Consider the following 24,220-nt stretch of genomic DNA (forward strand, 5'->3'; position numbering starts at 1 on the left):
GGAGATATTCATGGCTTCATTCAGTCACGAGACCATCGAGAAAAATGTTGGTCTGATGATCGTGCTGGTGGCAATCGTCGTCAGCATCGCCGGGCTGGTTCAGCTCGTGCCCCTGTTCTTCGACAAGAGCACGACCCAGCCCATTCCAGGCGTCAAGCCCTACACCGCGCTGCAGCTGGAAGGGCGCGACGTGTACCTGGCCGAGGGCTGCTACCTCTGCCACTCGCAGATGATCCGTCCCTTGCGTGCCGAGGTCGAACGCTACGGCCACTACTCGGTGGCAGGCGAGTCGGTCTATGACCATCCCTTCCAGTGGGGCAGCAAGCGCACCGGTCCCGATCTGGCTCGCGTCGGTGGCAAGTATTCCGATGAGTGGCAGCGCCTGCACCTTCGCCAGCCCCGCGATGTCGTGCCCGAAAGCATCATGCCGGCCTATACCTGGCTGCAGCATCAACCCGCCGAGGCCGATCAGATTCAGGCCAAGATGCGCGCGATGAAGACCCTGGGCGTGCCCTACACGGATGCCGAGATCGCCGCGGCGCCGAAAGAGCTTGAAGGCAAGACCAAGGAAGACGCAATCATCGCTTACCTGCAAGGCCTGGGCACGGTGCTCAGCAACTACAAGTCCAAGGCCAACTACATCAACTATTGAGGCAAGCGTCATGTCCTTCGGCTCTATCGTTCTCGTTCTCTCGATGGTGGTTTTTGCCTTCATCGTCTGGTGGGCCTTCTCGCCACGCTTCAAGAAGACGCATGAGAAGGACGGCATGATCCCTTTCCTTGACTCCAAGAGTCACCCGCCCGAGTTCCTGGACAAGGGCATTGATTCCAAGACCTCCGACAAGTCCAAATCATGAACCAGTTCTATTCCCCCGGGTGGGCCTTCTGGATCGGCGGCATCACCATCGTTTCCATCGTCGCGTTGTTCGTGTTCCTGCGGGGCACGGCACGGCAGACCGTGTTCCGCGACAAGGCGGGCAATCCCATCGCCACGACGGGCCATGTCTGGGACGGCGACCTCCAGGAGTTCAACAACCCGCTGCCACGCTGGTGGATGGGTCTGTTCCTGCTGACACTGCTGTTCGGCATTCTGTATCTGGGGCTTTATGGCGGCCTCGCGTTCTACAAAGGCTACCTCGGCTTCTCCAGCGACAAGATGTACCAGCAGGAATCGGCTGCCTTCGATGCGCGGGTCGAGCCGCTTTATGCGGGCTATATGAAAACGCCCATTCCCGATCTGGCGGCCAACCCCACGGCCATGGCCACCGGGCAGCGCATGTTCTTGACCTACTGCTCGCAGTGTCATGGCTCCGATGCCGGCGGGACCAAGGGTTTTCCCAATCTGACCATCCACAACGCCAACGCCTGGCTCTACGGCAATAGCCCCGAAGTTCTGGTGGAGACCCTCACCAACGGTCGCCTGGGCATGATGCCGCCGATGGAAGCTGCCGTGGGCGGCAAGCCCGGTGTGCTGGCGGTGGCCAATTATGTGCGCAGCCTCAGCGGCATGAAGCACGACGCCCAATTGGCAGCCCAGGGCAAACCATTGTTCGCAACCGCTTGTGCCGCCTGCCATGCCGCGGATGGCACCGGCAACAAGGCCCTGGGCGCGCCTGATCTGGCCGATCCCAAGCGTCAGTGGTTGTTCGGCTCCAGTATCGAGACCATTTCGCACACCATCGAAAAGGGCCGTGCCGGACAGATGCCCGCGCAGAAAGATTTCCTTTCGCCTGAGAAGATCCATCTGCTGGCGGCCTATGTCTACAGCATCAGCCACGGAGCGGAAGCCGCGAAATAGGCCGCTTGCCAAGTCTCCACCTTGTCTGACTTGCTGGGGGCGCACTGCACACTGCGCCCCCAGTCTGTTTCAGTCAGCCCAATAGCCTCAAAAGTCCCAAACCCGCGATGAACGCCAAGGCGCCAGAACCCAGCGAAGACGATATCTCAGCCTCTGAAGAGTGGCTGTACGAGGTTCGCAAGAAGATCTACTCCCGTGCAGTCACCGGCTGGTTCAACAACTGGCGGGTGATCATGGTGCTGCTCACTCAGGCGCTGTTCTATGGTTTGCCCTGGTTGCAGTGGGATGGCCGCCAGGCCGTCCTGCTCGATCTCTCCACCCGGAAGTTCTATTTCTTCGGCATGATTCTCTGGCCGCAGGACGTGATCTTCCTCGCCCTGCTGCTGATCATCTCGGCCTACGGTCTGTTTCTGTTCACGGCCATTGCCGGGCGGCTGTTCTGTGGTTACGCCTGCCCGCAGACCGTCTATACCGAGATCTTCATGTGGATCGAGCGCAAGGTCGAGGGCGATCGCCTGGCGCGCATTCGCCTCGATGGCGCTGACTGGAACGCCCGCAAGATCGGCAAAAAGACGCTCAAGCATGGCTTGTGGGCGGCCGTGGCGCTGTGGACGGGCTTCACCTTTGTCGGCTACTTCACGCCGATCATCGCTCTTGCTGGCCAGGTCATCAGCGCGAGCCTCGGGCCCTGGCAGACGTTCTGGATCTTGTTCTACGGCTTCGCCACTTATGGCAATGCGGGATTCATGCGAGAGCAGGTCTGCAAATACATGTGTCCCTACGCCCGCTTCCAGTCGGTGATGATCGACAAGGACACGCTCGTCGTCACCTACGACACCGAGCGTGGCGAGCCGCGGGGCAAGCGGGGCAAGAACGTCGATCCTCGCTCGGAAGGCAAGGGCGACTGTGTGGATTGCAGCATCTGCGTGCAGGTCTGCCCCACGGGCATCGATATCCGTGACGGCTTGCAGTACATGTGCATCGGGTGCGGTGCCTGCGTCGATGCTTGCGATCAGGTCATGGACAAGGTGGGTTATCCGCGCGGACTGATTCGCTATTCCAGCGAAAATGCGATGAAGAACAAATGGACCAAGCGCCAGCAATGGGCCCATCTGTTCCGGCCACGCATTCTGATCTATACGGCGCTGCTGATCGTCATGGTGAGTCTGTTCGTCGGCGGATTGGCCACGCGCGATCCGCTCAAGATGAACGTGATGCGTGATCGCGGTGTGCTTTCACGCGAGATTCCCGGTGGGTTGGTGGAGAACGTCTATCAGATCCAGTTGATGAACACGACCGAGAAGTCGCGCAAGATTCGCGTGGAGGTCAAAGGGCTGGAAGGTCTGGCGGTTCACGAGCGCGATCTCTACGAACTGCCGGCCTCAACCAATATCCTGGAGCCGCTGGAAGTGACCGTTCCGGTCGACAACGCGAAGAAGGGCATCTACAAGATCGAGATCACCGCGACATCCCAGGGTGACCAGCCGATCTCTGCCTCCAGCAAGACTACCTTCATCGTTCCGTGAGCCCAGATTCCCAAGGAGTATTCATGCACCCCGCCACCGCTCGACCCTGGTACCGCGAACCCTGGCCCTGGTTTCTGATCGCCCTGCCGTTGATCGCCGTTCTGGCCAGCGTTTACACCATCTATCTGGCCAGTCGCACGCCCGATAGCCTGGTGACCGATCACTACTACAAGAAGGGGCTCGCGGTAGGCGGCGACATCCAGCGCGAGCGGCACGCGCAGGCCTTGCGTCTTTCCGGGCAGATCTCCATCGCGTCCGGGCGTATCGAACTTCGGCTGAACCAGAGGATCGCCCAGGACACGCTGCATCTGATGCTGCGGCACCCCTTGAGCCAGCAGAAGGACGTGCAGATCGACCTGCATCGCAACGCCTCGGGCGACTACAGCGCCTTCTCCCCACCGCTGGAGGCTGTGCGCTACCGCGTGCATCTCGAAACGGCAGACTGGCGGCTTGCCGGTGTCTGGGTGCCGGGAACGACACTCACGCTCGAGCCCGGCGTCTAAGCGCATCAACGCTTCAAAGAAATGGGCCCTTTGCAGGGCCCGTTCGAACACTTGCCTTGATGTCGATTTCGATCAGGATTGCGGCATCAGCAGTTCGGCGAGGGCGCGGCGATCGGTGATGCGAATCTGCCGCTGCGCAACATGAACGAGGCCCGCAGCATGGAATTTGGACATCAGACGGCTGACGGTTTCCAGCTTCAGGCCCAGATAGCTGCCGATCTCTTCGCGGCTCATGCGCAGCACGAATTCATCGGGCGAAAGCCCGCGCGCCTTGAACCGCTCCGACAGATCGAGCAGAAAACGCGCCAGCCGTTCGTCGGCGTGCATGCTGCCCAGCGAAAACTGGTCCTGCTGCGCCCGTACGAGTTTGTTGCCGACGATGCAATGCAGTTGATGCTGCAGCGAAGGCAGGTCGCGCGTGGTGGTTTCGAGGGCGCGCAGATCGATTTCACAGGCTTCGCTGTCTTCAAGGGCGACGGTGTCGGTGAAATAGGTGTGCTGACCCAGTCCCTCCAGCCCCATCAACTCACCCGGAATGTGGAAGCCGACAATCTGTTCGCGTCCGTCCGGGCTGGTGACATAGGATTTGAACGATCCGGCATGCACCGAATAGACCTTGGTCATGGCCTGGCCCGTACTGAAAAGAACCTCGCCCTTCTGCACCCGGATGGTCGCCTGAATCACGTCGCGGATCCGGCCCATCTCCGACTGCGGCAACCCGATCGGAAGGCAGAATTTGCTCTGGAAGCAGACGTCGCAGGGATGGGGTTTTTCCGTCTGCGTCGCCGTGGGTGTCGGAGTCGATTTCATGGATTGATATCTTGCGATATTTGCTTCAATTGATGTTTGCAGAATACAGCAGAACGCCATGAATACAACCATTCCACTGACCCTGTTGTTGATGGGCCTCACGGGGGGGCTGCACTGTGCCGCCATGTGCGGAGGACTGGTGGTGGCGACCGAGCGCGCCTCGACCGAGCATGCGCTGCTGCCGGCTCGGCAGTTGTTCCGCAATCAGTTGCAATTGCAGAGCGCCAGGGTGCTTTCCTACACGATTCTGGGAGGAATCGCCGGGCTGATTGGCGCGGGCGTATGGGCCGCGAGTGCGCGACCGGTGCAATTGAGCCTTTTCACTCTGGGCAATCTTGTGCTTGCCGCCGTCGGGCTTTGGATGATTCTGCAGCAGGTGCTTTCGCCGCGCTGGCTGGCCTGGCAGCAGAAATGGCTGGGCGGCAGTTGGGTGGGTCGCGGGCTGACGCGGCTGACCCAACCTCTGCTGTCCCGGCTTCTGCCTTTCAACACCTTTCCCAAACGCCTCGGAGCCGGATTGCTTTGGGGGCTGCTGCCCTGCGGCCTGGTGTATTCCGCGCTTTCGCTGGCGTTTCTCAGCGCAACGGCCTGGGAGGGGGCACTGGCCATGCTGGCCTTTGGCCTGGGTACCCTGCCGCACATGCTGTTTGCCGGACACACTCTGCGCTGGGTGAGTCAGCGCACCAACCAGCGCGGCTTTCATGTGGCCGCCGGTGGGGTGCTGCTGCTCTTTGCGGCCTACGGGTTCTGGAAGCTGTTTCACGCTGACAGCGCGCTGCCCATGGGAGGCTGTGCATGAGAAGCTGTGAACAAATCCGCCACGCCCGCTCATGCCACCTGGCGGCCCCACTCGCGTGCGCCGGATTTGTTTACAGCTTCTGAGTCTTCAGGCGATGTCGAAGGTGTGGATCTGAAAGCGCCCGGCGCGCTGGTCGGCGAAGTAGCGCTTGAGCGTCTGCGCCACGCTGCGGAACGCCAGTTGCTCCCAGGGAATGTCGGCTTCATGGAAAAGTCGGACCTCCAGGCTTTCCTCGCCGGCTTGCCAATGCGGTTGGGTGAGCTCGCCACGGTAGAAAAAATAGACCTGATTCGCGGGCAGTACGTTGATCACCGCATACAGCCCGCTCAGCGTCACTTCGGCTCCGGCTTCCTCGCGGGTTTCGCGTAACGCCCCCACTTCGGTGCTTTCGCCGATTTCCATGAAACCTGCGGGCAGGGTCCACAAGCCATAGCGCGGCTCGATCGCCCGTCGGCACAGCAACACCTGCTGTCCCCAGGTCGGAAGGGTGCCGACGATGTTGCGCGGATTCTCATACTGAATGTGACCGCATGCCGGGCAAACGGCCCGCGGACGGGAGTCGCCTTCAGGAACGCGGTAGATCACCGCCGAGCCGCAAGCGGTGCAATGGCGTATGGGTGAGTTGTGCATGGGCTTGGCGTAGGGTGCAGGGCGCCAGCTTATTGCGAAACGCACGGCCGCTGGCATTGCGGTGTCATTTCATGGTTCCCGCGCAGTGCGTTCGGGCGCTTGTGACGATCCGAGCCTGCCCGGAAACCTCGAAGGCCTCGGCCTTGCTTCGCTCAGACGGAAATCCCGGTGAAGGGCTTCACCTCGGTGAGGACAAAACTCGACTTCACGTCTTCGACGCTTTCGTGTTTGAGCAGGGTTTCGAGCACGAAGTGGGCGTAGTGCTCCATGTCCTGCACGTGCACGCGCAGCAGATAGTCCATCTCGCCCGTCATGGCCAGGCATTCCACGACCTCGGGCCAGCCTTGCACCGCAACGCGAAACAGTTCCTGGGGTGAACGCTGGTTGCTGGCGCGATGTTTTTCGAGGCGCACACTGAGCAGTGCGCTCAGGCTCAGGCCCAGAGCGCGCGGGCTGACGATGGCGCGATAGCCTTCGATCACCCCGATTTGCTCCAGCCGCCGGATGCGCCTTTGAACGGCCGAGGCGGAAAGCCCGATCTGCTCGGCGAGTTTTTCCTGCGTCAGTCGCGCATCGGTCTGCAGCAGGGCGAGCAGCTTGCGGTCGATGCGGTCGATGGCTTCCGGCGGGGGTTTGCGCATGACGGGCTGGCCTATAGATCGGTGCGCACGGTCCACAGTTCGGGGAACAGCACGGTGTCGAGCATTTTTCGCAAATACGGCACGCCGCCTGTGCCGCCCGTTCCGCGCTTGAAGCCAATGACACGCTCGACGGTGGTGACATGGCGGAAACGCCAGAGGCGGAACGCATCTTCGAGGTCGATGAGTTCTTCGCCGAGCTGATACAGATCCCAGTGCTGCTCGGGTGCCCGGTACACGGTCAGCCAGGCTTGCTCGACCGTCTCGCTCGCTACATAGGGCTGGGTCCAGTTCCGGTCGAGATGGCCCGGTGCGACGGGCAGGCCGCGGCGGGCGAGCAGGCGCAGTGTCTCGTCGTACAGACTGGGCGTGCGCCAGGCGGCCTCCACCGTGGCCAGGTGTTCGGGCCGGTGGGCATGCGGGCGCAACATGGCCGCGTTCTTGTTGCCCAGCAGGAATTCAATGCAGCGGTACTGCCAGCTCTGAAAGCCGCTGGACGACGCCAGGTAGGGGCGCAGCGCGGTGTATTCGCTGGGGGTCATGGTGGCGAGCACGTCCCAGGCGTGAACGAGCTGTTCCATGATGCGCGAGATGCGCGACAGCATCTTGAACGCAGGCTGCAACGCGTCGCGCCGTACCGCGTCGAGCGCGGCATGCAACTCGTGCAGCATCAGCTTCATCCACAGTTCGCTGGTCTGGTGCTGAATGATGAACAGCATCTCGTTGTGCGTGGGCGAGAGCGGGTGCTGCGCGCCGAGCAGGGCGTCGAGGTGCAGATAGTCGCCATAGCTCATCGACTGTGAAAAATCGAGCTGCGCGCCCTCTTCGCGCACGATCTCCTCGCCCCTGGCGTCGGGCCGTGCGGCGCTCAAGTCACGGCTCCTTTGCGGGCGAATCGCGCTTCTCGCCAGAGGCCGCTGTCGAGCACGTCGCGCAGGGTTTGCACGGCGTCAAACACATCGATATGACGCAGGTAAAGCGGGGTGAAGCCGAAGCGCAGCAGATCGGCGTCTCCGCGGGTTTTGTCGCCGGCGCGGAAATCTCCGATCACGCCGCGCGCGATCAAGGCCTGCATCACGGCGTAGCCGTCGCCGTCGAAGGTCAGCGAGACCTGGCTGCCGCGCCGGGCGGCGTCGATGGGGGTGACGACGGTGATCGGATGCGCGCTCAGCTGCTCGTGAACGAGACGGATGAACAGATCGCTGAGTGCCAAAGACTTGCGACGCAGCGCCTGCATGCCCCCGAACGGCTCGGCCGCCAGCACCGTGTCCACGCCGCACTCCAGCGCAGCGAGTGAAAGCAGGGTGGGCGTGCCGCAGAGGTAGCGCGCCATGCCGGGGGCGGGTTGATAGTCGGGGGTGAATGCGAAGGGCGCCGCATGGCCGTGCCAGCCCGAAAGGGGCTGCTCTACGCGGTTGACATGGCGCGCGTGCGCCCAGACGAAGGCGGGCGCGCCCGGCCCGCCGTTGAGGTATTTGTAGCCGCAGCCGATGGCGAAGTCGGCCTGCGCGCCGCCCAGATCGACCGGCACCGCGCCGGCTGAATGCGCCAGATCCCAGATCGTCAGCGCGCCCGCCGCGTGGGCGGCGGCGGTCACCGCGGCCATGTCGTACAGGACGCCGCTGCGGTAGTTCACCTGCGTGAGCAGCAGCACGGCGACGTCGTCGTGCAGGCGGCTGAGCGCCTGGCCTTGCTCGACGAGTTCGAGCTGCATGCCGTGTTGTGCGGCGAGCGACTGGGCCATGTAGAGGTCGGTTGGGAAATTTTCCCGCTCCGAGACGATGATGCGGCGCTGCGGCGAGTCCACCCGGGCGATGGCGAGCGCGGCGCTGAGCACCTTGTACAGGTTGATGGAGGTGGAGTCGGTGACCACCAGTTCATCGGGCGCGGCGCCCACCAGCCGGGCGATTTTGTTGCCCACCCGGCTGGGCAGATCGATCCAGCCCGCCGTGTTCCAGCTACGGATCAAGCCCCGTCCCCATTCTTCGGTCACGACGGCTTGAACCCGGGCCGCGGTCGATTTTGGCAGGGCGCCCAGCGAATTGCCGTCGAGGTAGATCACGTCGTTGGGCAGGCTGAACTGCTCGCGTAGTGCGGCGAGGGCGTCGGCGGCATCGAGGCTGACGCAGTCGGGTCGTTGAAATTTGGTCATGAATCGTGTTTTCAGAGGCTGCGCAGCACGGCGCGCACCGGCGAAGCGCAGGCGCCCTGCAGTTTCAGGGGCAAGGCGATCAGCTCGTAGTCGCCCTCGGGGACGTCATCGAGCACGAGGTTTTCGAGCACGCGCATATCGTGCCGCAGCAGGCCGGCGTGGCTATCCAGGGTTTTGCTGGCCGCGGGATCGACGGAGGGGGTGTCGAGCCCGATGAGACGCACGCCCTGCGCGGCCAGCCAGCCTACCGTCGCGGGGGCGAACGCGGCGAAGTCTTCCGACCAGGCCGTCAGCGCCCGACGGCGGGTGCGCACCAGCACACGCGGGGGCAGATCGACCGAGAGGCGCTGCAGATGGGCGATCTCGATCAGGGCGCCGCAGTTCAGGGCGTGAATCACGCGGCATGGCCCCAGATAGGGCGCAAGATCCACCTCATCGATGCTCGGGGCGCCGTCGGCGTAGTGCAGCGGCGCATCCGCGTGGGCGCCGACATGGGGCGAGAGATGCACGGCGCTGAGATTGACCGGACATCCCGGCCCGAGGCGGGCCGTCCATTCCAGCGCATAGGGCAGGTCGCCCGGAAACAGCGGGGCGGTGGGCGAGACGGTTGGGGAAATGTCCCACACGCGGTTCATGCGAGCTTGGACCAAGGTTGGATGGCTATTTTTGAATCTTTGCAGCTTATCGGATCGTACGGGCGTATAGGCGCAAGATTTTCCCGTAGTTGCTCAAAATGGCGCGTGTTTCGCGGAAACTCTGCGCGCCTGTCGATCTACAGTTTGGCTCATTCCCCGCAGGAGACCAAGCTCATGTCCATCCCTTCCGCCTCCAATCCCATGGGCACCGACGGCTTTGAGTTCGTCGAATACGCGGCGCCGGAACCTGAAAAGCTAGGCGCCCTGTTCGCCCAGCTCGGCTTTCGCGCGGTAGCCCGCCATCGTCACAAGAACGTGACCTTGTGGCGCCAGGGCGGCATCAACTTCATCGTCAATGCCGAGCCGGATTCGTTCGCCCAGCGCTTCGCGCGGCTGCACGGCCCGAGCATCTGCGCCATCGCCTTCCGCGTGCAGGACGCCAACGCCGCCTACAGGCGCGCGCTGGAACGGGGCGCCTGGGGCTTCGACAGCCGCAGCGGCCCGATGGAGCTGAACATCCCGGCGATCAAGGGCATCGGCGACAGCCTGATCTACTTCGTCGACCGCTGGCGCGGCAAAGGGGGTAGACACGGCGGCATCGGCGACATCTCGATCTACGACGTGGACTTCGAGCCGGTGGACGAGGCCGGCGCCGAACACCCGGGCGTCGGCCTGACCACCATCGATCACCTCACCCACAATGTGCACCGAGGCCGCATGGGCGAATGGGCGGATTTCTACACCCGGCTGTTCAACTTCCGCGAGATCCGCTACTTCGACATCGAAGGCCAGGTGACCGGCGTGAAGAGCAAGGCCATGACCAGCCCCTGCGGCAAGATCCGCATCCCCATCAACGAGGAAGGGCAGGAGAAGGCTGGGCAGATCCAGGAGTATCTCGACCGCTATCACGGCGAGGGCATCCAGCACATCGCTCTGGCAACCGACGACATCTACGCCACCGTGGAAGGCCTGCGCCGCGCCGGGGTGCAGTTTCTCGACACGCCCGATACCTACTACGAACTGCTCGACAAGCGCCTGCCCGGCCACGGCGAAGACGTGCAACGCCTGAGCGGCGACCGCATCCTGCTCGACGGCACGATGCAGCCCGAAAGGCGCCTGCTGCTGCAGATCTTCACGCAGACCGTGATCGGCCCGATCTTCTTCGAGATCATCCAGCGCAAGGGCGACCAGGGTTTCGGCGAGGGCAACTTCAAGGCGCTATTCGAAAGCATCGAACTCGACCAGATGCGCCGAGGGGTGCTGGAGACGCAGGCCGCGTGATCAGCGGAGCCGATCATGTCCAGCGTGCCTGTGACCTACGGCGAAGCCAGCATCACCCCGCGCGGTGACTACGCCCATTGCGACGCCGACTACACCTGCGCGCAGCCTTGGGCGCGCTACACCCCGCAGGAGCATGCCTTGTTCGCGCGGCTGTATGCGCGGCAGATGGCCTTGGTGCCGGGGCGGGCCTGCGAGGAATTTGTCCGGGCCCTGCCGCATCTGCGGGCGCAGCGCGGCATTCCGCGCTTCGACGACATCAACGTCCGGCTGAAGCCGGCCACGGGCTGGGAGGTCGTGGCCGTGCCCGGCCTGATTCCCGAGTCGGCGTTCTTCGGTCTGCTGGCGGCGAGGCGGTTTCCGGTGACGGTCTGGCTGCGCAGACCGGAGGAGTTCGACTACATCGTCGAGCCTGATCTGTTTCACGATCTGTTTGGCCATGTGCCGCTCTTGTTCGAGCCCCGGTTCGCCGACTACATGCAGGCGTTCGGAGCCGGTGGGCTCAAGGCTCAGGGGCAGCATGCCCTGCAGTATCTGGCCCGTCTGTACTGGTACACGGTGGAGTTTGGTCTGATCCGGTCGGATCAGGGGCTGCGGATCTACGGCGCGGGCATTCTGTCGTCGGGCGGCGAAGTCGCGCACAGCCTGCACAGCCCGCAGGCGCGGCGGGTGCGCTTCGATCTGCCTCGCCTGCTGCGCAGCCGCTACCGCATCGACACCTTTCAGGCGACCTACTTCATCATCGACAGCTTCCAGCAGTTGTTCGACGCGACGGCGCCCGACTTCACCCCGCTCTATGCCCAGGCGGCCGTGCAGCCGGAGATCGAGGCCGGGATGCTGCTGCCGCGCGAGGTGGACGAGACGGTCGGCCGCGAAACAGGCTGAGACGGCCTATTCGGCATCAGGCTGATGCTGGGGCGCAGCGCGCCGAAAGGCCTCCAGTTCTTCGCATTCGGCGCAGATGCGCAGAACGGTGCTCAGACCCGTCAGGCTGCAACCAAAGCGCCGGGCATTGAAGACCTGCGGAACGAGGCAGCAGTCCGCAAGCGTGGGCGCGTCGCCGTGGCAGAACCTGCCGGTGCGCGGGTCGCGCGCGAGCATTTTCTCGACGGTCTGCAGCCCCCGATCGACCCAGTGGCAATACCACGCGCTCTTCTGCGCCTCGCTCACATCGAAGCTGCGCGTGAGGTGCTGCAGCACCCGAAGATTGTTGATCGGGTGGATGTCGCTGGCGATGGTTTGCGCGATGGCACGCATGCGGGCCCGGTCAGCGGCCGAGCCCGGCAGCAGCGGCGGGCTCGGGTGGGTCTCGTCCAGGTACTCGATGATGGCCAGGGACTGGGTGAGGATCTGGCCGTCGTCGTCCAGGGTGGGCACGGTTTCGTTCGGATTGAGCGCCGCGTAAGCCGCGGCATGTTGCTGGCCGCCCTCACGCAGCAGATGCACCGGCACCGAGTCGAAGGCCAGCCCCTTGAGGTGCAGGGCGATGCGAACCCGATAGGCCGCGGAACTGCGGAAGTAGGTGTAGAGCTTCATTCCGGCAGTGCCTGCACGCGGTTGCGGATGCTGCCGAACAGGCTCAAACCCCGGTCATCGTGCATGCTGATTTCGACCACGTCGCCGTCGCGCAGAAAGGGCGTGGCGGCCTCGCCCTGTTCGATCGTCTCGTAGGTGCGCACCTCGGCGATGCAGGCATAGCCCACCCCGCCGTGCTCGACCTTGGAGCCCCAAAGGCCACCCTGCTTGTTCGATACCGTGCCCGAGCCGATGATCGTGCCCGCCGCCAGGCGGCGGGTCTTGGCCGCGTGGGCGATGAGCTGGGCGAAGTCGAAGGTCATGTCCACCCCGGCATTCGGATGACCGAAGCGCCGACCATTGACCTCCACCCGCAGCGGCAGATGCAGCTTGTGGTCGCGCCACGCCGCGCCGAGTTCGTCGGGCGTGAGCGCCACAGGGCTGAAGGCCGACGCGGGCTTGCTCTGGAAGAAGCCGAAACCCTTGGCCAGTTCCGCTGGAATGAGCTGCCGCAGCGACACGTCGTTGACCAGCAGCACCAGGCGGATGGCCTGCGCCGCCTGCGCGGGCGTGGCGCCCAGCGGCACTTCCCCGGTGATGACGGCCACCTCGGCCTCGAAGTCGATGCCCCAGCTCTCTTTGGCCACGATCGGATCGCAGGGGGCGATGAAGCTGTCTGAGCCGCCTTGGTACATCAGCGGGTCGGTGTAGAAGGTGGCGGGCACTTCGGCCTTGCGTGCCTTGCGTACCAGTTCGACATGGTTGATGTAGGCCGATCCGTCGGCCCACTGGAAGGCCCGGGGCAGCGGCGAGTGACAGGCGGCGGCGTCGAAGGGCTGGGCGTGTCGCGCGGTACCGGCTTGCAGGGCAAGCGCCGCGTCGCGCAGCAGCGGGGCGCAGCGCGCCCAGTCGTCGAGCGCGGCCTGCAGCGTGGGGGCGATCTCGGGCACGGGCTGACACTGGGTCAGGGTGTCGTTGACCACGACCAGTCGGCCGTCCGGGGTCGAAGTCTTCAGCGTGGCCAGCCTCACTGGAACATCTCCTTGTAGCGGCCGTCGTGCATCCAGGCGGCGTGCTTCGGGGCCTTGCGGGTCTGGCCCCACTCTTCGAGCATGTCCCACTTCACCGCATCGAGTGCGGCCAGCATCTTGGGGCTGGCGGTATTGCACGCCAGCTCCAGGCGATGGCCGTTGGGGTCGAAGAAGTAGATGGACTGGAACAGCGCATGATCGGTCGGGCCGAGCACGTCGATGCCAGCTTGCTGCAGGCGCTGCTTGGCGGCGAGCAGTTCGTCCATGCTGCCGACCTCCAATGCGAGGTGCTGAGTCCAGACGGGGGTGTTGGGGTCGCGCCCCATTTCGGGCTGCGTGGGCAGCTCGAAGAAGGCCAGGATATTGCCCTGGCCCGCATCGAGAAAGATGTGCATATAGGGATCGGCCTCGCCCGTGGAGGGCACGGTGTCCTCGGCAATGCACAGCACGAGTTTCATGTCCAGATGCTGTTCGTACCAGCGCGCGGTCTGCAGCGCGTCCTTGCAGCGGTAGGCAGCATGATGGATCTTGTGGACCAGCATGATGAGTCTCCTGTTTTGTGATCCGTGAACTCTAGTCGCAAAACAGGCGTGCTGCAGCTTCGCTGCGCGAGGCTACTGCAGCATGAAGGTCTGGTATTCCAGCTTACGGAACAGTCGCTGCAGCAACATCATGCCCAGCATCAGGGTGATGAACAGGGCCACGCCGAAGCCGTAGCCGAAGAAGGCCGGACCGAGCTGGATGGAGAGCACGCTCAGCGCAAAATTCAGCACCGTCAACGTGGCTGTGATGACCACCACATCGCGCCTGCGGTCGAGGTAATAGAACACGTTGAGCACGGCCAGCAGCATCACCTGGAAGCTCGCCGCCACGGCCTGCACCAGGAACAGCGGGATGTAGAGGCTGCTGATGCCGATCCACGAAAACAGCGCCGGCACGAAGGTGTACACCGCCAGCAGCGTGAGCGCCTGCACCTTCAGGATCTGGTAGAGCCCCTCGCGCACCACGCCCTGCATGCCGTCGTGATAGCGGGAGATGTCTTGCAGCGCGCCGCCTTCGCGCACGGCGGTATAGAACTTGTCGTACCACTCGACGAAGTCGGTCTCGAACTTCACCAGGAAAATGCCCATGCCCGGGATGACGCACAGATAGGCGAGAAACACGGGAAGGTCGTAAATGGTCGAGGCGCGCAGCGGGCCGATGACCGGGTTGGACGTGCCCGTGGTGAACCAGAACACCAGCTTGTCGGCCCACACGCCCACGTTGTAGAGCACACCGCCCGCGATGAGCGAGAGATACATCTGCTTCGGGCGGAAGCAGGCCAGGCTGATCGGGCGCACCACCGGAAAGTTGCGCAGCACCAGCCACAGCATCAACACCCACATGACGAACTGCCCGCCGAGAAAGCCCAGCAGGAGCCCGTCGAGCCCCCAGGGACGGGCGATGTACGACATCAGCACCGACATGCCGTAGCCCAGCCCATACAGGCCGACGATGGCGCGATACTGTTTCAGGCCCGAGAGAAACACCGTCGTGATCCAGAGGTTCGACAGCAGCGTCAGTCCCACCACGATGAGCACCCGGTACAGATTGCTCACCCCGTCGAAACCCAGCAGCGCGGTCAGCCAGCCCAGTCCGCCACTGACGGCCGTGGTCACCAGCACCACGCCGAAATAGGCCGGGGCGATGTCGTCCTTGCGCTTCTCGAACAGCCGGTCGGCCACCCATCGGGTGAAGCCCAGTTGCAGCCCTCCGGTGAGGATCAGCGAGGCCATGATGAGGTAGGTGACCGTGACCTGGAACTGGGTGATGAGCGCGTCGGGCGTGACGACACCGAGCGACAGCACGCCCACCGCGATGAGGCCGATGATGGAAAACACCCACGGCCCGGAGCTGATGATGGACGCGTAGGTGTAGGCGCGCAGCAGCCCGAGGTAGGACTCGGTGCGCAGCAACTTGCGCAGCTCGAAGCCGATGCCGGCCATCTAGTTGGCCCCCACGTTCGGGCTGCGCCCTCTCTGCCCCCCGGGGGGGCTGCCGCCGCCTTGAGGCGGCTCGGCAGCGTCGGCGGTGTCCCCCACGTTCGGGCTGCGCCCTCTCTGCCCCCCGAGGGGGCTGCCGCCGCCTTGAGGCGGCTCGGCGGCGTCGGCGGTGTCCCCCACGTTCGGGCTGCGCCCTTTCTGCCCCCCGAGGGGGCTGCCGCCGCCTTGAGGCGGCTCGGCGGCGTCGGCGGGTTCATCGAGTGGCGGTTCGCCGCGCAGCCAGGTGGCCACGGCGCCGACCGAATCGTGCAGGCCCGCGGCGCGGGCGGCGCTGCGTTGCAGGGCGTCGTCGTAGACGGCTCGGTAGTTGTCGAACATGATGGGCTGGGTGTAGTAGCGCTCGACCCGGGCGATACCCGCCGCGCTGGCGGCCTGCCAGCGGTCGGCGTCGCCCAGCAGTTCGGCGCAGGCTTCGCCCAGCCCCTGCGCGTCGGCGATGCCGACCACGGCACCGGAGGCGCCCAGCGCCTCGTCTTCCTCGCCCAGGCCGTAGATGAGCTGGCGGCAGGAGCCGACGTCGGTGGTCACCGAGGGCACGCCGCCGGCATAGCCTTCGAGCATGACCAGCGGTAGCGCCTCGCTGATGGAGGACAGCACCACCAGCCCGATCTTGGGCATGAGTTCGGTGAGCTTCTGGAAGCCGAGAAACTGCAGGGTGTCGCCCAGTTGCAGGCTGTCGGCGAGCTCGCGGCATTCGCGGGCATAGTCCGGGTGTTCGTCTTCGGGGCCGGCGATCCAGCCCTGGAGGCCGGGCAGGCGGTTGCTGGCCACGCGCACGGCGCGGATGAAGGTCTTGATGTCCTTGATCGGCACCACCCGGCCGATGAGGCACATCACCAGCGGCGGCTGCGCCGGGCGCAGGGCGCGGGTCGCGGCGAAGGGCGGCACGTTGATGCCGTTGGCGATGCAGCAGGTGGTGATCGGGTTGGCGCCGTCGGCCATCTGGCGCAGACGGTTGGTTTCGTAGAGCGCGATCACCGGATCGGCGGCGTCGTAGCACATGCGGCCCAGCGATTCGAACAGCCTGATCCAGAGCTGGCGGAAGTAGCCCGCTTCGCCCGCGGTGCGCTCGAGCACCGGGGTGTTGTCGCTGATCCAGTTGGCCGAGAACAGGTCGATGCGACGCTCCTTGGTGTAGATGCCGTGCTCCGACAGGATCAGCGGCTTGTCGTACAGCCGCGAGAGCACGGCGCCCAGATACCCAGCATACCCGGTGGAGACGGTGTGATAGATCTTGGCGCGCGGCAACTCCCGGGCCAGGGTGGCCAGGGTCCAGATGGGGGTGTGCATGGTGCGCACCGTCCAGAAGTAGTCGACGAAGGACGGGTCGGTGCAGCGCAGCTGGTACTGCGCGGTGAGGTAGGCCCACGACTGGTGCGAGTGCAGGAAGTAGCGCAGATCGAGCTTGTCCTGCATGGCTTGCAGGCTGGCGCGCAGCACTTCGGCGCGGCTGGCCGTGTCGTGGCCATCGCGGATCAGGGTGTGCAGGTTTTCCACCAGTTCGGCGGTGCGGGCGTCGCCGCGCTCTTCGTGCGCGGTGGGCAGTACGGCATCGCTGAAGAGGTAGTGATGGGTGAGCCCGACCACATTGGGTGGCATCGCGTAGCGCGGCTTGCCATAGTCTTCCTCGCGCGAGCCGAGGAAGACCAGATGAAACCGAAGGTGCGGAAAACCGCTGACGATCTGGTGCACCCAGCTCGACACGCCGCCCGAGACGTAGGGGTAGGTGCCTTCGAGCAGCAGCATGATGTCCACATCGGCCGAGGATTCATAGGCTTCGGGCTGCGTGTCGGAGAAGTCGGGGGCAATCATGGTCGGTTGTTTCGGAGGTTCAGCTCAGCAGCAGGCGGTCGGTGTCGCTCAGCGGAGCGGGCGCGGGAGTCTCGGCAGTCCGAGCAGCATCGCCTGGGCGCTGCACCGACGGGGCGTCGGAGATCACCGGCTCTTTGCGATCTTGCAGCGGGGTCTGCCAGACGCGGACCACCGGGCGCAGCCTGGGCGCAACCTGTCGCGTGCCCAGGGGTTCAAGGGCTTCGCCGATGCGGTCGAATTGCCGCAGGGTCCATTCCAGCTCGGCGGCGTAGGGCCGCCACAGCGTGGGGCTGGCGCCTTCGGCCATGAGGTTTTGCAGCACCTCGCGTGCGTCCTGCGTCTTTCCGGCGGCCAGCGACAGTCGGAGAAACATCATCTGCAGGCCCGTATCCTGGGGCAGCGCCTGCCGGGCGATGCGGCAGTAGTGCAGCGCCTGCTCCAGAGCGAAGTCGCGCAGATCGCCCTGCGCCAGACCCTGATAGATGAATTCCATCTGCAACTCGGCCACGCGCTGCGCGGCACGGGCGAGCGCCGGACCGCTCGCGGTGGTGTGACGCACGGTTTCGACTTCGCGCAGCGCGTCCTGCAGGCTGTCGGTGAGCCGCTGCTCCCAGGTGTTGCTGATGCCATAGGCCAGCAGACGGATCTCTTCGTCGGGATCGGACAGCAGCTTGCGCAGCACCGGCAGCGTCATGCGGGGCGACATCTCGCGCAGCGCGAGCACGGCGCGGATGCGCTGCGACTGGGGCTGGCTCTGGTCGCGGGCGATGCGGGCGGTCTGGCCCGCGGGCAGGTCGCGGCGCTGATCGTCGTCGATATGCGAGACCGGAAAAACCTGCAGTGTGGGCGCCTCGCGCAGGTGGTCGGTGGCCTTGTGGCGCATGGGCAGCCATTGCGCCAGGCGTGCGGCGATCAGCAGGCCGAAGACGCCCAAGACGGGAAAGAAAAAGGCCAGCAGGGTCAGGAGGGTGAGTGACAGCCGCCGTGGTTTGCGAAGGTCGGCAGGCAGCAGGGTCCACAGCAGCAGGCCGACCAGGATGGCCGCTGCGCCATGCACCAGCCAGAACAACAGCAGATGCACGTCGTCGCGGCTGACCAGCAGCCAGGCGGCCATCGATTCGAGCAGAACGATGACGGAGCCGAGCTTGTAGAACAGCGGATTCATGGACGTTCGGCGGTGCGCTGTGCGGCGGATTTGTCTGGGGTCGCGTTGGCGAGCAGACGGCGCAGCTCCAGAAAGCCGGCGGCACCCGCGACTTCGAGAAAGTCCAGGTCGAAGGCCTGATCGGGTCGCTGATTGCTGCGGCCGAGAATCTGCCCCAGCAGGGTCACCATGTCGCGGCGATAGTTCGCCAGACCGGCCGAGCTCAACAGGGGGAGCAGTACGACCAGGGCGGGCTTGCCGCCTCGGCCTTTGAGCGTCCAGGTCGAGCTTTCCACCGGCTGCAGGCCGGCGAATTCGGCCAGCACGTCGTCGCTGACCCGGCCCTGGCCGCTCCACACGGCGCAATAACTGTGCAGCTTGAAGTTCTGACCAAGCTCGCTGAGCTGGGCCCACTCCTGCTGCAGGCTGATGGGCGCCTGGACCCAGGCCGAGCGCACGTCCTCGACGCTGAGTTCGAGCTGGCTGAAATCGAGGTAGGAGGCGCACAGCACCTGCAGGCGCTGCAGATTGTTTTCCTCGAACGACATGAAAGGCATGGTGTGCACGGCCAGCACGGCATCGACCTCGTCGTATTCGTCGAGCCGCAGCGGCGCGGCGAACACCCAGGGATGGCCATCGGTCCCGCCCAGACTGGCCTGGGCAATGTGGACGGACTGGTGCGTCTCCAGAATGCGGTTGATGAGCACCTCGGCGGGGTCGAGGGCGGGCAGGGTCTGGCCCAGGGACGCGGCAAGCCGCCATTGCAGCCCCTGCGGGCTGATGTCGCGCACGAAGATGCCGGCTTCGACCAGTCGGCACGACTGGCTGAGCAGTTGCAGAAAGGCGCGCGGATCGGGCAACGGGCGCGGTGCGGGCAGGCCGGGGAGGGCATCCGGCGCGGGCAAGGCCGGGCGATTGCCCTGGAACGTGAAGGTGCGGCGCAGGTCGAGCAGGGCGTCGCGCAGCGTCATGGGGCGGTCGGTGAGTTCTTGCTCCAGCGTCGAGAGAGCCTCTTTGATGACGAACAGTCGGCGCTTGGTGCGCTCCAGCCTCGCGGTGAGGTCTTTGGTGACTTCACGGTGCAGCACCTGCCGGTTGCGGAAGGCGGCGCCGAATTCGCCCAGGATCAGGGTCATCAGCATGCCGCCGAGAAAGAACTCGGCGGGAAAGGACTCGACGGGAACCGTACCGAACAGCAAGGGGGCGAACTTCCAGAAGGCCGCGTAGAAGGCCACGCCGAACAGCCCGTAGCCGGCCCCGTAGCGCACCGCGATCAGCCAGGGGCCGAACCAGGCCCAGGGGAAACCGGCATGGGCGCTCAACGGGTCGCCGGGCCGCAGTTTCCAGCCCAGCCAAAGCACGAGCACGGGCAGCACCACGCTTTCGACCATCGCCATCAAGCGGCCCGACTGGGTGTTCGGTCGCCAGTAGCGCAGCCATTGCCAGCGCCAGCGCGTCGCCTCGCCGCGCATGCGGCGGGTGACTCGGGTGGAGAGGTTGTCGAGTTTCATGCGGTGATTCGCGCGTCCGATTCAGGGCTTGGCCGCGACGCCGGCGGTCGGTGCGCTCACGCGGATGCCGCGCAGCAACGATTCGATCTGCGATTGTCCGACGGCGGCCAGCGCCTGATAGCCCCAGCCGGAGCGGCCGCCGCTGGCGCTCCAGATCACCTGTCCGCTGGACACGTCGGCGACTTGCAGGGTGATGCCCACGGCGGGCTCGCTGTCGACCCCTGTCTTGTAGCGCCACTCGGTGACCGTGCCCGACAGCGCGTAGCGGGCGCCTTGCTGCCTGGCCCAGGCCAAGGTCTGTGCGGAGGTCACGGCGGGCTCGGCCTCAAGAGGGTTGTCGCCCGCCTTCTGCGGATAGACCACCACCTCGCGCAGCCCTTTTTGCTGCAACAACGAGACGGTGATGGCCTGCGCCCTGCGCTCGACCAGCGGAACGTCGGTGGCATTGCTCAGGGGCAGTACGGCGAACCTCGCGTCCGCAGGGACGGTGAGCGACTGTCCGGGCAGCGCAGTCACGGCGCAGCCGGCGAGCAGCAGTGCAGCGGCACCTGCAACGCCGAGCGCGGCGCGGCGCGTGGGGGAGGATGGGGTCATGGAACTCTCCTGCTTCATCATGGTGATAAGAACGCGGTCATCGACCGAACCACAAACGGTACTGCAGTTGCCACTGCCGGTTCAGGCCCGAGGTGTTTTGCTGCCGCTGGTAACTGAAGGACAGTTCGTCGGGCCCGAACACCGGACCGTGGATACCCAGATTCAGGTTGTTGGTCAGCCCCAACCGGCGTGATTGCAGCACATCGACCTCGGCATACGGCAGCCAGCGGCGGGTATAGGTGTCGCTATGCGCCGTATTGAACCCCAGGCCGAGACCGAGCACGTCGTCGCCCGCGGGGATGAAGAAGGCGGCGTCGGGCGCCGTACCGCCCGGCACCAGCGGCGCGTAGGCCGGTAGCGGCGGCCCTGCGTTGGCGCTGAATCGGTTGGAATAGCCCAGCAGCTTGACGCTGAGGTCGGGCTCGCCGCGGCGCAGCCAGTAGCCCAGCTCGAACTGGGTGCTCGCGCCGTGACCAAGCGGGTCGCCCCGGCGGGTGTCGTAAGACATGACGGCGGTGCTCACATTGGCCCAGGCGCGGCCGAAGTCGCGCGACAGGCGCAGCTCCAGCCGGTCGCGGCTGCCGGCGATCTGCAGCGGACCGGACTCGTCGGCCACGGCGTGGTGCTCGGCTTCGATCTGCAGGCCGATGTGGCCGGGAAGCTGGGTGCTGCCGCCAAGCCGCCAGCCGCCCAGCGTGCCCACGGCGGTGTTGTGCGTCAGCGCGCCGTTGATCTGGGTGCGTTCGCCCTGCCATTGCAGGCCGAGCTGCGCATCGCTCCAGGTGCTGGGCACGCCGGTGAGGGCCGCGGCATCGTTGCTGTGCATCGACTGGCGGCTGGCCTGGGCCTGCAGGCGCAACTGCGGCCCGAGTTGCAGCGACAGCCGCATCACAGGCCCCTGGCGGACGACGTTGTCGATCTGGCGATGCTCCAGGCTCAACGTGGCGCGGTGTGCCAGCGCGAGTTGCTGCTCGGCGGTCTGGCGGGCGAGGGATTGCAGCGCTGGGTTGTCCTGGCCGCGTTCGGCGGCGTTTTCGAGTACCTGCTCGGCTTCGGCCAAGGCTTTCATGGGGCGGCCGGCCACGCGCTCGGCTTCCGGCCTGTCCTGGGGCAGCAGATGGCGCGCGGCGCCTTCGTCGAGCAGGCGGCGGGTGGTCTCGCGGTCGCCTGCGCGCAGCGCCATTTGCAGCTCGATGGACTGACGGGCGGCGGGGGTGAGCACGCGCCGCGCCAGCCACCAGCGCGCAGCCGAACTCGTGTCCAGGCGCAGCAGCCAGTCGGCTATGGCGGCGTTGGCCTGCAGGGTCTGCTGGGCCGAGAGTGCGCCGCCGCGCAGCTTGTCGCGCAACTGGTTGAGCAGCACCTGCTGGCCCGCGCCATCGGTACGGGCGTGACTCAGGCGCAGGCGGGCGAGCAGTTCGCCCAGCGCCTGATCGCTGGTCTTGCCGTCCGGGCTGGCGCCGGGCTGGCGTGCCTTGGCCTGCAGCAGCGCCCACGACTGGTTGTACGCAGCCTGCGCGAGCCGGTTCTCGCCAGCCTGATCGAGCAGGTCGCCGTAGTTGAGCAGCCAGAGCGCATCGTGCTTTTTGCGCGGATAGATGCGCTGGCTGTAGCGCACGGCGGCGCGGGTGTCGCCCAGGGACTGCGCCGCGGCGGAGAGCACGTCGAGGCCGTCGGGCAGGCTCTGCAGGCTGCGGCTGTAGCGGGCGCTGTCTTCCCGCAGGGCGCCGAGTTGGTTCGCGTCGATCAACATCCAGAGCAGGGCGATCTGGTTGTCGGTGTTGCCGGGCGCCAGGCGCAGCGCCTGGCGCAGATCGGCCAGCGCCAGGTCGGTACGGCCCAGCGCCCGCCAGACCTGGGCACGGGCGGCGTACATCTCGGGCTGCTGGCGCAGGGGCGCGCCCGCTTCGCTGTCGAGCACCACGCGCTGCCACGCCTCGATGCCTTGCGCGCTGGGCTGGCGCACCAGCGATTGCAGCCACAGCAGGGCCAGGGCCTGCGAGGGCGCCTTGGCCCAGGCTTGCGGCAGCAGACGCAGCGCCGCGGCATCACCCTCGGATTGCTGCGTGAGGATGATGAAGCGTTGCAGCTGGTAGGGCTTGATGCTGTCGCGCAGCGCGGGCGTCTGCCAGATGCTGCCGTAAGCGGCGCGGGCGCTGGCGGGCTCACCCATGTCCCAGGCGATGTCGCCCAGCAGCCCCTGGTGGGCGGTGCGCAATTCGTGATCGCTGCACGGCGGCACGAAGGCGGTGGGGGTGCCCTCGGTGGGGCGGGCGGTGGTGGGGGCGTCGATGCAGGTCGCATCGCCCGGCAGGTGCTGGGTGGCTTCGAGCACCTGGCGCGCCTGCTCGAACTGGCCGCTTTGGAGCAGGGCGATGGCGTAGTCGATGCTGCCGCGCAGGTCGAGCGAGCCGCGCTTGAGCGCTTCGGCATAAGTCGCCAGCGAAGCCTCGACCTCGCCCATATTGCCCAGCAGCCAGGCCAGCGGCGTGAGCACCTTGGGCTCCTTGACCGCGGCTTTGCGCAGGATGTCTACGGCTTGCTGCGGATGACCGCGGATTTCCAGCGCCTGAGCGTATTGCAGCCACTCGTCGGCCGTGAGGGTGGTGTGCGCGGCGCGCTGGGCCCAGTAGGCATCCAGGCCACTGCTGGAATGCAGCGCCAGGGCGAGGCGCCGCAGCTCGTCGAGGGCGTGCTGCGTGAACTGGGCGCGCAGCAGGGCGATCCACTGCTGCATGGCTGCGTCGGGCTGGCCGCTCCATTCCAGCACCTGGGCGCGACGCTGGGCCCAGGCGCGGTTGCCGGGCTGGGCCGCGAGCGCGGCGTCGGCGAGATGCACGGCTTCCCGTAGATGACCATTGGACAGAAGCACTTGCCAGGCCAGCTCGCGCTGCTCCGGGGTCAGGGCCTGGCCCAGCTTGGCGGCGGGCTGATCGAGTGCTGCGGCCTGCCGCAACCAGAGATCGGCCTCGGTGGGCTGGTTGGCCCCCAGCGCCAGGCGCACCATATACCAGGCCATGGCGGGTTGCACCGGGCCCTTGCCCAGGGCGGCCGCGGTCTGCCGGTAGGCCAGGCGGGGATCGCCCGAGGCGAGCAGGGCGCGGGATGCCGCCTCGATCAGATGCTGGCGTTCGGCCTCGGTCACCCGCCCCTTGGCCGAGTCGAACAAGACCTGCGCGGCGAGCGCCTCGGCATGTACGCCCACGAGCAGCTGCGCCGCCTGCTGCGCCGCAACGGGGGGCAAGGGCAGGAAGCGGCGGACTTCGCCCGCCAGGCGCTGCACGTCCTGGGGTCTGTCCAAGCCTTGCAGCAGCACCAGGGTATCGCGCCAATCGTTGAAATGGGCTGGCCGCGCATGCTGCAGCAGGCCGATGAGTTCCTCGCGAGCCTTCGCCGCCTGGGTGTCCTGGCCCTGGGCACGGGCATCGAACCAGCGGGTCTTCCAGATCTGCAGCCGCAGGGCGTCGGCCTGCGGGGTTTGCACCGAACGCAAGGTGTCGAGCGCTAGCTGCGTCTTGCCGATGTGCACGTAGCGCTGGGCCAGCATGAGGCGGTAGTCGATGTCGCCGCCGCGGAGATCGATCAGATGGCGCAGATAGTCGATGGCCAGCCCGTCGTCGGCACTGCTGCCGAGCAATTGCATCAGACGCTGGCCGGGGTAGACCAGCGCCAGAGTCCCGGCACACAGCAATCCGAGCCCCAGCAGGGTCCCGCGCGGAAAGAGGCGGCTGCGCTGCGGATCATCGGGAGAGATGTGCAGCGGATCGCGTCGGGCGGGGCGGGGTTTTTCCAGCATCGAGCG

The 24,220-nt window shown here is 65.7% G+C and carries 23 protein-coding genes; 8 read left to right on the plus strand and 15 right to left on the minus strand.

Going from position 1 to position 24,220, the window contains the following annotated elements:
- Positions 1 to 10 precede the first annotated feature (10 nt).
- From ccoO to BVH73_RS13075, 5 genes are all read left to right on the plus strand, one after another.
- Positions 11 to 652, plus strand: a complete 642-nt coding sequence (ccoO, locus tag BVH73_RS13055) for a cytochrome-c oxidase, cbb3-type subunit II (RefSeq protein ID WP_079419321.1) — start codon at positions 11 to 13, stop codon at positions 650 to 652.
- 10 nt (positions 653 to 662) lie between these two features.
- On the plus strand, positions 663 to 857 hold the full coding sequence (locus BVH73_RS13060) for a cbb3-type cytochrome oxidase subunit 3 (RefSeq protein ID WP_079419323.1): 195 nt from the start codon (positions 663 to 665) through the stop codon (positions 855 to 857).
- A complete protein-coding gene (gene ccoP / locus BVH73_RS13065) occupies positions 854 to 1,798 on the plus strand; it encodes a cytochrome-c oxidase, cbb3-type subunit III (protein ID WP_079419325.1) in 945 nt (314 codons plus the stop codon). Before BVH73_RS13060 ends, ccoP begins: the two co-directional genes overlap by 4 nt.
- Before the next feature lie 107 nt (positions 1,799 to 1,905).
- Positions 1,906 to 3,324 carry a cytochrome c oxidase accessory protein CcoG gene (gene ccoG / locus BVH73_RS13070; RefSeq protein ID WP_079419327.1) on the plus strand — a complete coding sequence of 473 codons (1,419 nt, stop codon included), beginning with the start codon at positions 1,906 to 1,908 and terminating at the stop codon, positions 3,322 to 3,324.
- Positions 3,325 to 3,347: 23 nt separating this feature from the next.
- Positions 3,348 to 3,827, plus strand: coding sequence for a FixH family protein (locus BVH73_RS13075; RefSeq protein WP_079419329.1), 480 nt, complete (start codon positions 3,348 to 3,350; stop codon positions 3,825 to 3,827).
- Between the two features lie 72 nt (positions 3,828 to 3,899).
- Here BVH73_RS13075 and BVH73_RS13080 read toward each other — a convergent pair whose 3' ends face one another.
- Positions 3,900 to 4,637, minus strand: coding sequence for a helix-turn-helix domain-containing protein (locus BVH73_RS13080; protein ID WP_079419331.1), 738 nt, complete (start codon positions 4,635 to 4,637; stop codon positions 3,900 to 3,902).
- A gap of 58 nt (positions 4,638 to 4,695) precedes the next feature.
- Between BVH73_RS13080 and BVH73_RS13085 the strand changes: the two genes are divergently transcribed.
- A complete protein-coding gene (locus BVH73_RS13085; protein WP_079419333.1) occupies positions 4,696 to 5,436 on the plus strand; it encodes a sulfite exporter TauE/SafE family protein in 741 nt (246 codons plus the stop codon).
- An 87-nt stretch (positions 5,437 to 5,523) separates the two neighbouring features.
- On the opposite strand, the gene BVH73_RS13090 is transcribed toward BVH73_RS13085, so the two are convergent.
- From BVH73_RS13090 to kynB, 5 genes are all read right to left on the minus strand, one after another.
- Positions 5,524 to 6,066, minus strand: a complete 543-nt coding sequence (locus BVH73_RS13090; RefSeq protein WP_079420639.1) for an NUDIX hydrolase — start codon at positions 6,064 to 6,066, stop codon at positions 5,524 to 5,526.
- Between the two features lie 152 nt (positions 6,067 to 6,218).
- Positions 6,219 to 6,707, minus strand: a complete 489-nt coding sequence (locus tag BVH73_RS13095) for an Lrp/AsnC family transcriptional regulator (protein WP_079419335.1) — start codon at positions 6,705 to 6,707, stop codon at positions 6,219 to 6,221.
- An 11-nt stretch (positions 6,708 to 6,718) separates the two neighbouring features.
- On the minus strand, positions 6,719 to 7,576 hold the full coding sequence (kynA, locus tag BVH73_RS13100) for a tryptophan 2,3-dioxygenase (protein WP_079419337.1): 858 nt from the start codon (positions 7,574 to 7,576) through the stop codon (positions 6,719 to 6,721).
- On the minus strand, positions 7,573 to 8,856 hold the full coding sequence (gene kynU / locus BVH73_RS13105) for a kynureninase (RefSeq protein WP_079419339.1): 1,284 nt from the start codon (positions 8,854 to 8,856) through the stop codon (positions 7,573 to 7,575). The genes kynA and kynU overlap by 4 nt, the downstream gene beginning before the upstream one ends.
- A gap of 11 nt (positions 8,857 to 8,867) precedes the next feature.
- Entirely contained in the window at positions 8,868 to 9,491 is a 624-nt protein-coding gene (gene kynB, locus BVH73_RS13110) for an arylformamidase (protein ID WP_079419341.1), read from the minus strand.
- Positions 9,492 to 9,665: 174 nt separating this feature from the next.
- On the opposite strand from kynB, the gene hppD reads away from it, so the two are divergent.
- Entirely contained in the window at positions 9,666 to 10,772 is a 1,107-nt protein-coding gene (hppD, locus tag BVH73_RS13115; RefSeq protein WP_079419343.1) for a 4-hydroxyphenylpyruvate dioxygenase, read from the plus strand.
- A gap of 15 nt (positions 10,773 to 10,787) precedes the next feature.
- Positions 10,788 to 11,654, plus strand: coding sequence for a phenylalanine 4-monooxygenase (gene phhA, locus BVH73_RS13120; RefSeq protein WP_079419345.1), 867 nt, complete (start codon positions 10,788 to 10,790; stop codon positions 11,652 to 11,654).
- Positions 11,655 to 11,660: 6 nt separating this feature from the next.
- Here the strand turns inward: phhA and maiA are convergent, their stop codons facing one another.
- The 9 genes from maiA to BVH73_RS13165 form a co-directional block, all read right to left on the minus strand.
- On the minus strand, positions 11,661 to 12,305 hold the full coding sequence (gene maiA, locus BVH73_RS13125) for a maleylacetoacetate isomerase (protein ID WP_079419347.1): 645 nt from the start codon (positions 12,303 to 12,305) through the stop codon (positions 11,661 to 11,663).
- Positions 12,302 to 13,315, minus strand: a complete 1,014-nt coding sequence (locus BVH73_RS13130) for a fumarylacetoacetate hydrolase family protein (RefSeq protein ID WP_079419349.1) — start codon at positions 13,313 to 13,315, stop codon at positions 12,302 to 12,304. The genes maiA and BVH73_RS13130 overlap by 4 nt, the downstream gene beginning before the upstream one ends.
- The gene (locus BVH73_RS13135; RefSeq protein WP_079419351.1) at positions 13,312 to 13,857 is read right to left on the minus strand and encodes a VOC family protein; all 546 of its coding nucleotides are present in this window, start codon (positions 13,855 to 13,857) and stop codon (positions 13,312 to 13,314) included. Before BVH73_RS13135 ends, BVH73_RS13130 begins: the two co-directional genes overlap by 4 nt.
- Before the next feature lie 72 nt (positions 13,858 to 13,929).
- Positions 13,930 to 15,300 carry an exopolysaccharide Pel transporter PelG gene (gene pelG, locus BVH73_RS13140; protein ID WP_079419353.1) on the minus strand — a complete coding sequence of 457 codons (1,371 nt, stop codon included), beginning with the start codon at positions 15,298 to 15,300 and terminating at the stop codon, positions 13,930 to 13,932.
- Positions 15,301 to 17,169, minus strand: coding sequence for a GT4 family glycosyltransferase PelF (gene pelF, locus BVH73_RS13145; protein WP_245800345.1), 1,869 nt, complete (start codon positions 17,167 to 17,169; stop codon positions 15,301 to 15,303).
- Positions 17,170 to 17,188: 19 nt separating this feature from the next.
- Entirely contained in the window at positions 17,189 to 18,334 is a 1,146-nt protein-coding gene (locus BVH73_RS13150) for a HEAT repeat domain-containing protein (protein WP_079419355.1), read from the minus strand.
- The gene (locus tag BVH73_RS13155) at positions 18,331 to 19,824 is read right to left on the minus strand and encodes a hypothetical protein (RefSeq protein WP_079419357.1); all 1,494 of its coding nucleotides are present in this window, start codon (positions 19,822 to 19,824) and stop codon (positions 18,331 to 18,333) included. The genes BVH73_RS13150 and BVH73_RS13155 overlap by 4 nt, the downstream gene beginning before the upstream one ends.
- Positions 19,825 to 19,845: 21 nt before the next feature.
- The gene (locus BVH73_RS13160) at positions 19,846 to 20,418 is read right to left on the minus strand and encodes a penicillin-binding protein activator LpoB (protein WP_154048496.1); all 573 of its coding nucleotides are present in this window, start codon (positions 20,416 to 20,418) and stop codon (positions 19,846 to 19,848) included.
- Between the two features lie 37 nt (positions 20,419 to 20,455).
- Positions 20,456 to 24,214, minus strand: coding sequence for a tetratricopeptide repeat protein (locus tag BVH73_RS13165; RefSeq protein WP_079419359.1), 3,759 nt, complete (start codon positions 24,212 to 24,214; stop codon positions 20,456 to 20,458).
- Positions 24,215 to 24,220: the final 6 nt, after the last annotated feature.

Source organism: Thiomonas intermedia, from assembly GCF_002028405.1.
In the GTDB taxonomy this organism is placed as follows: Bacteria; Pseudomonadota; Gammaproteobacteria; order Burkholderiales; family Burkholderiaceae_C; genus Thiomonas; species Thiomonas intermedia.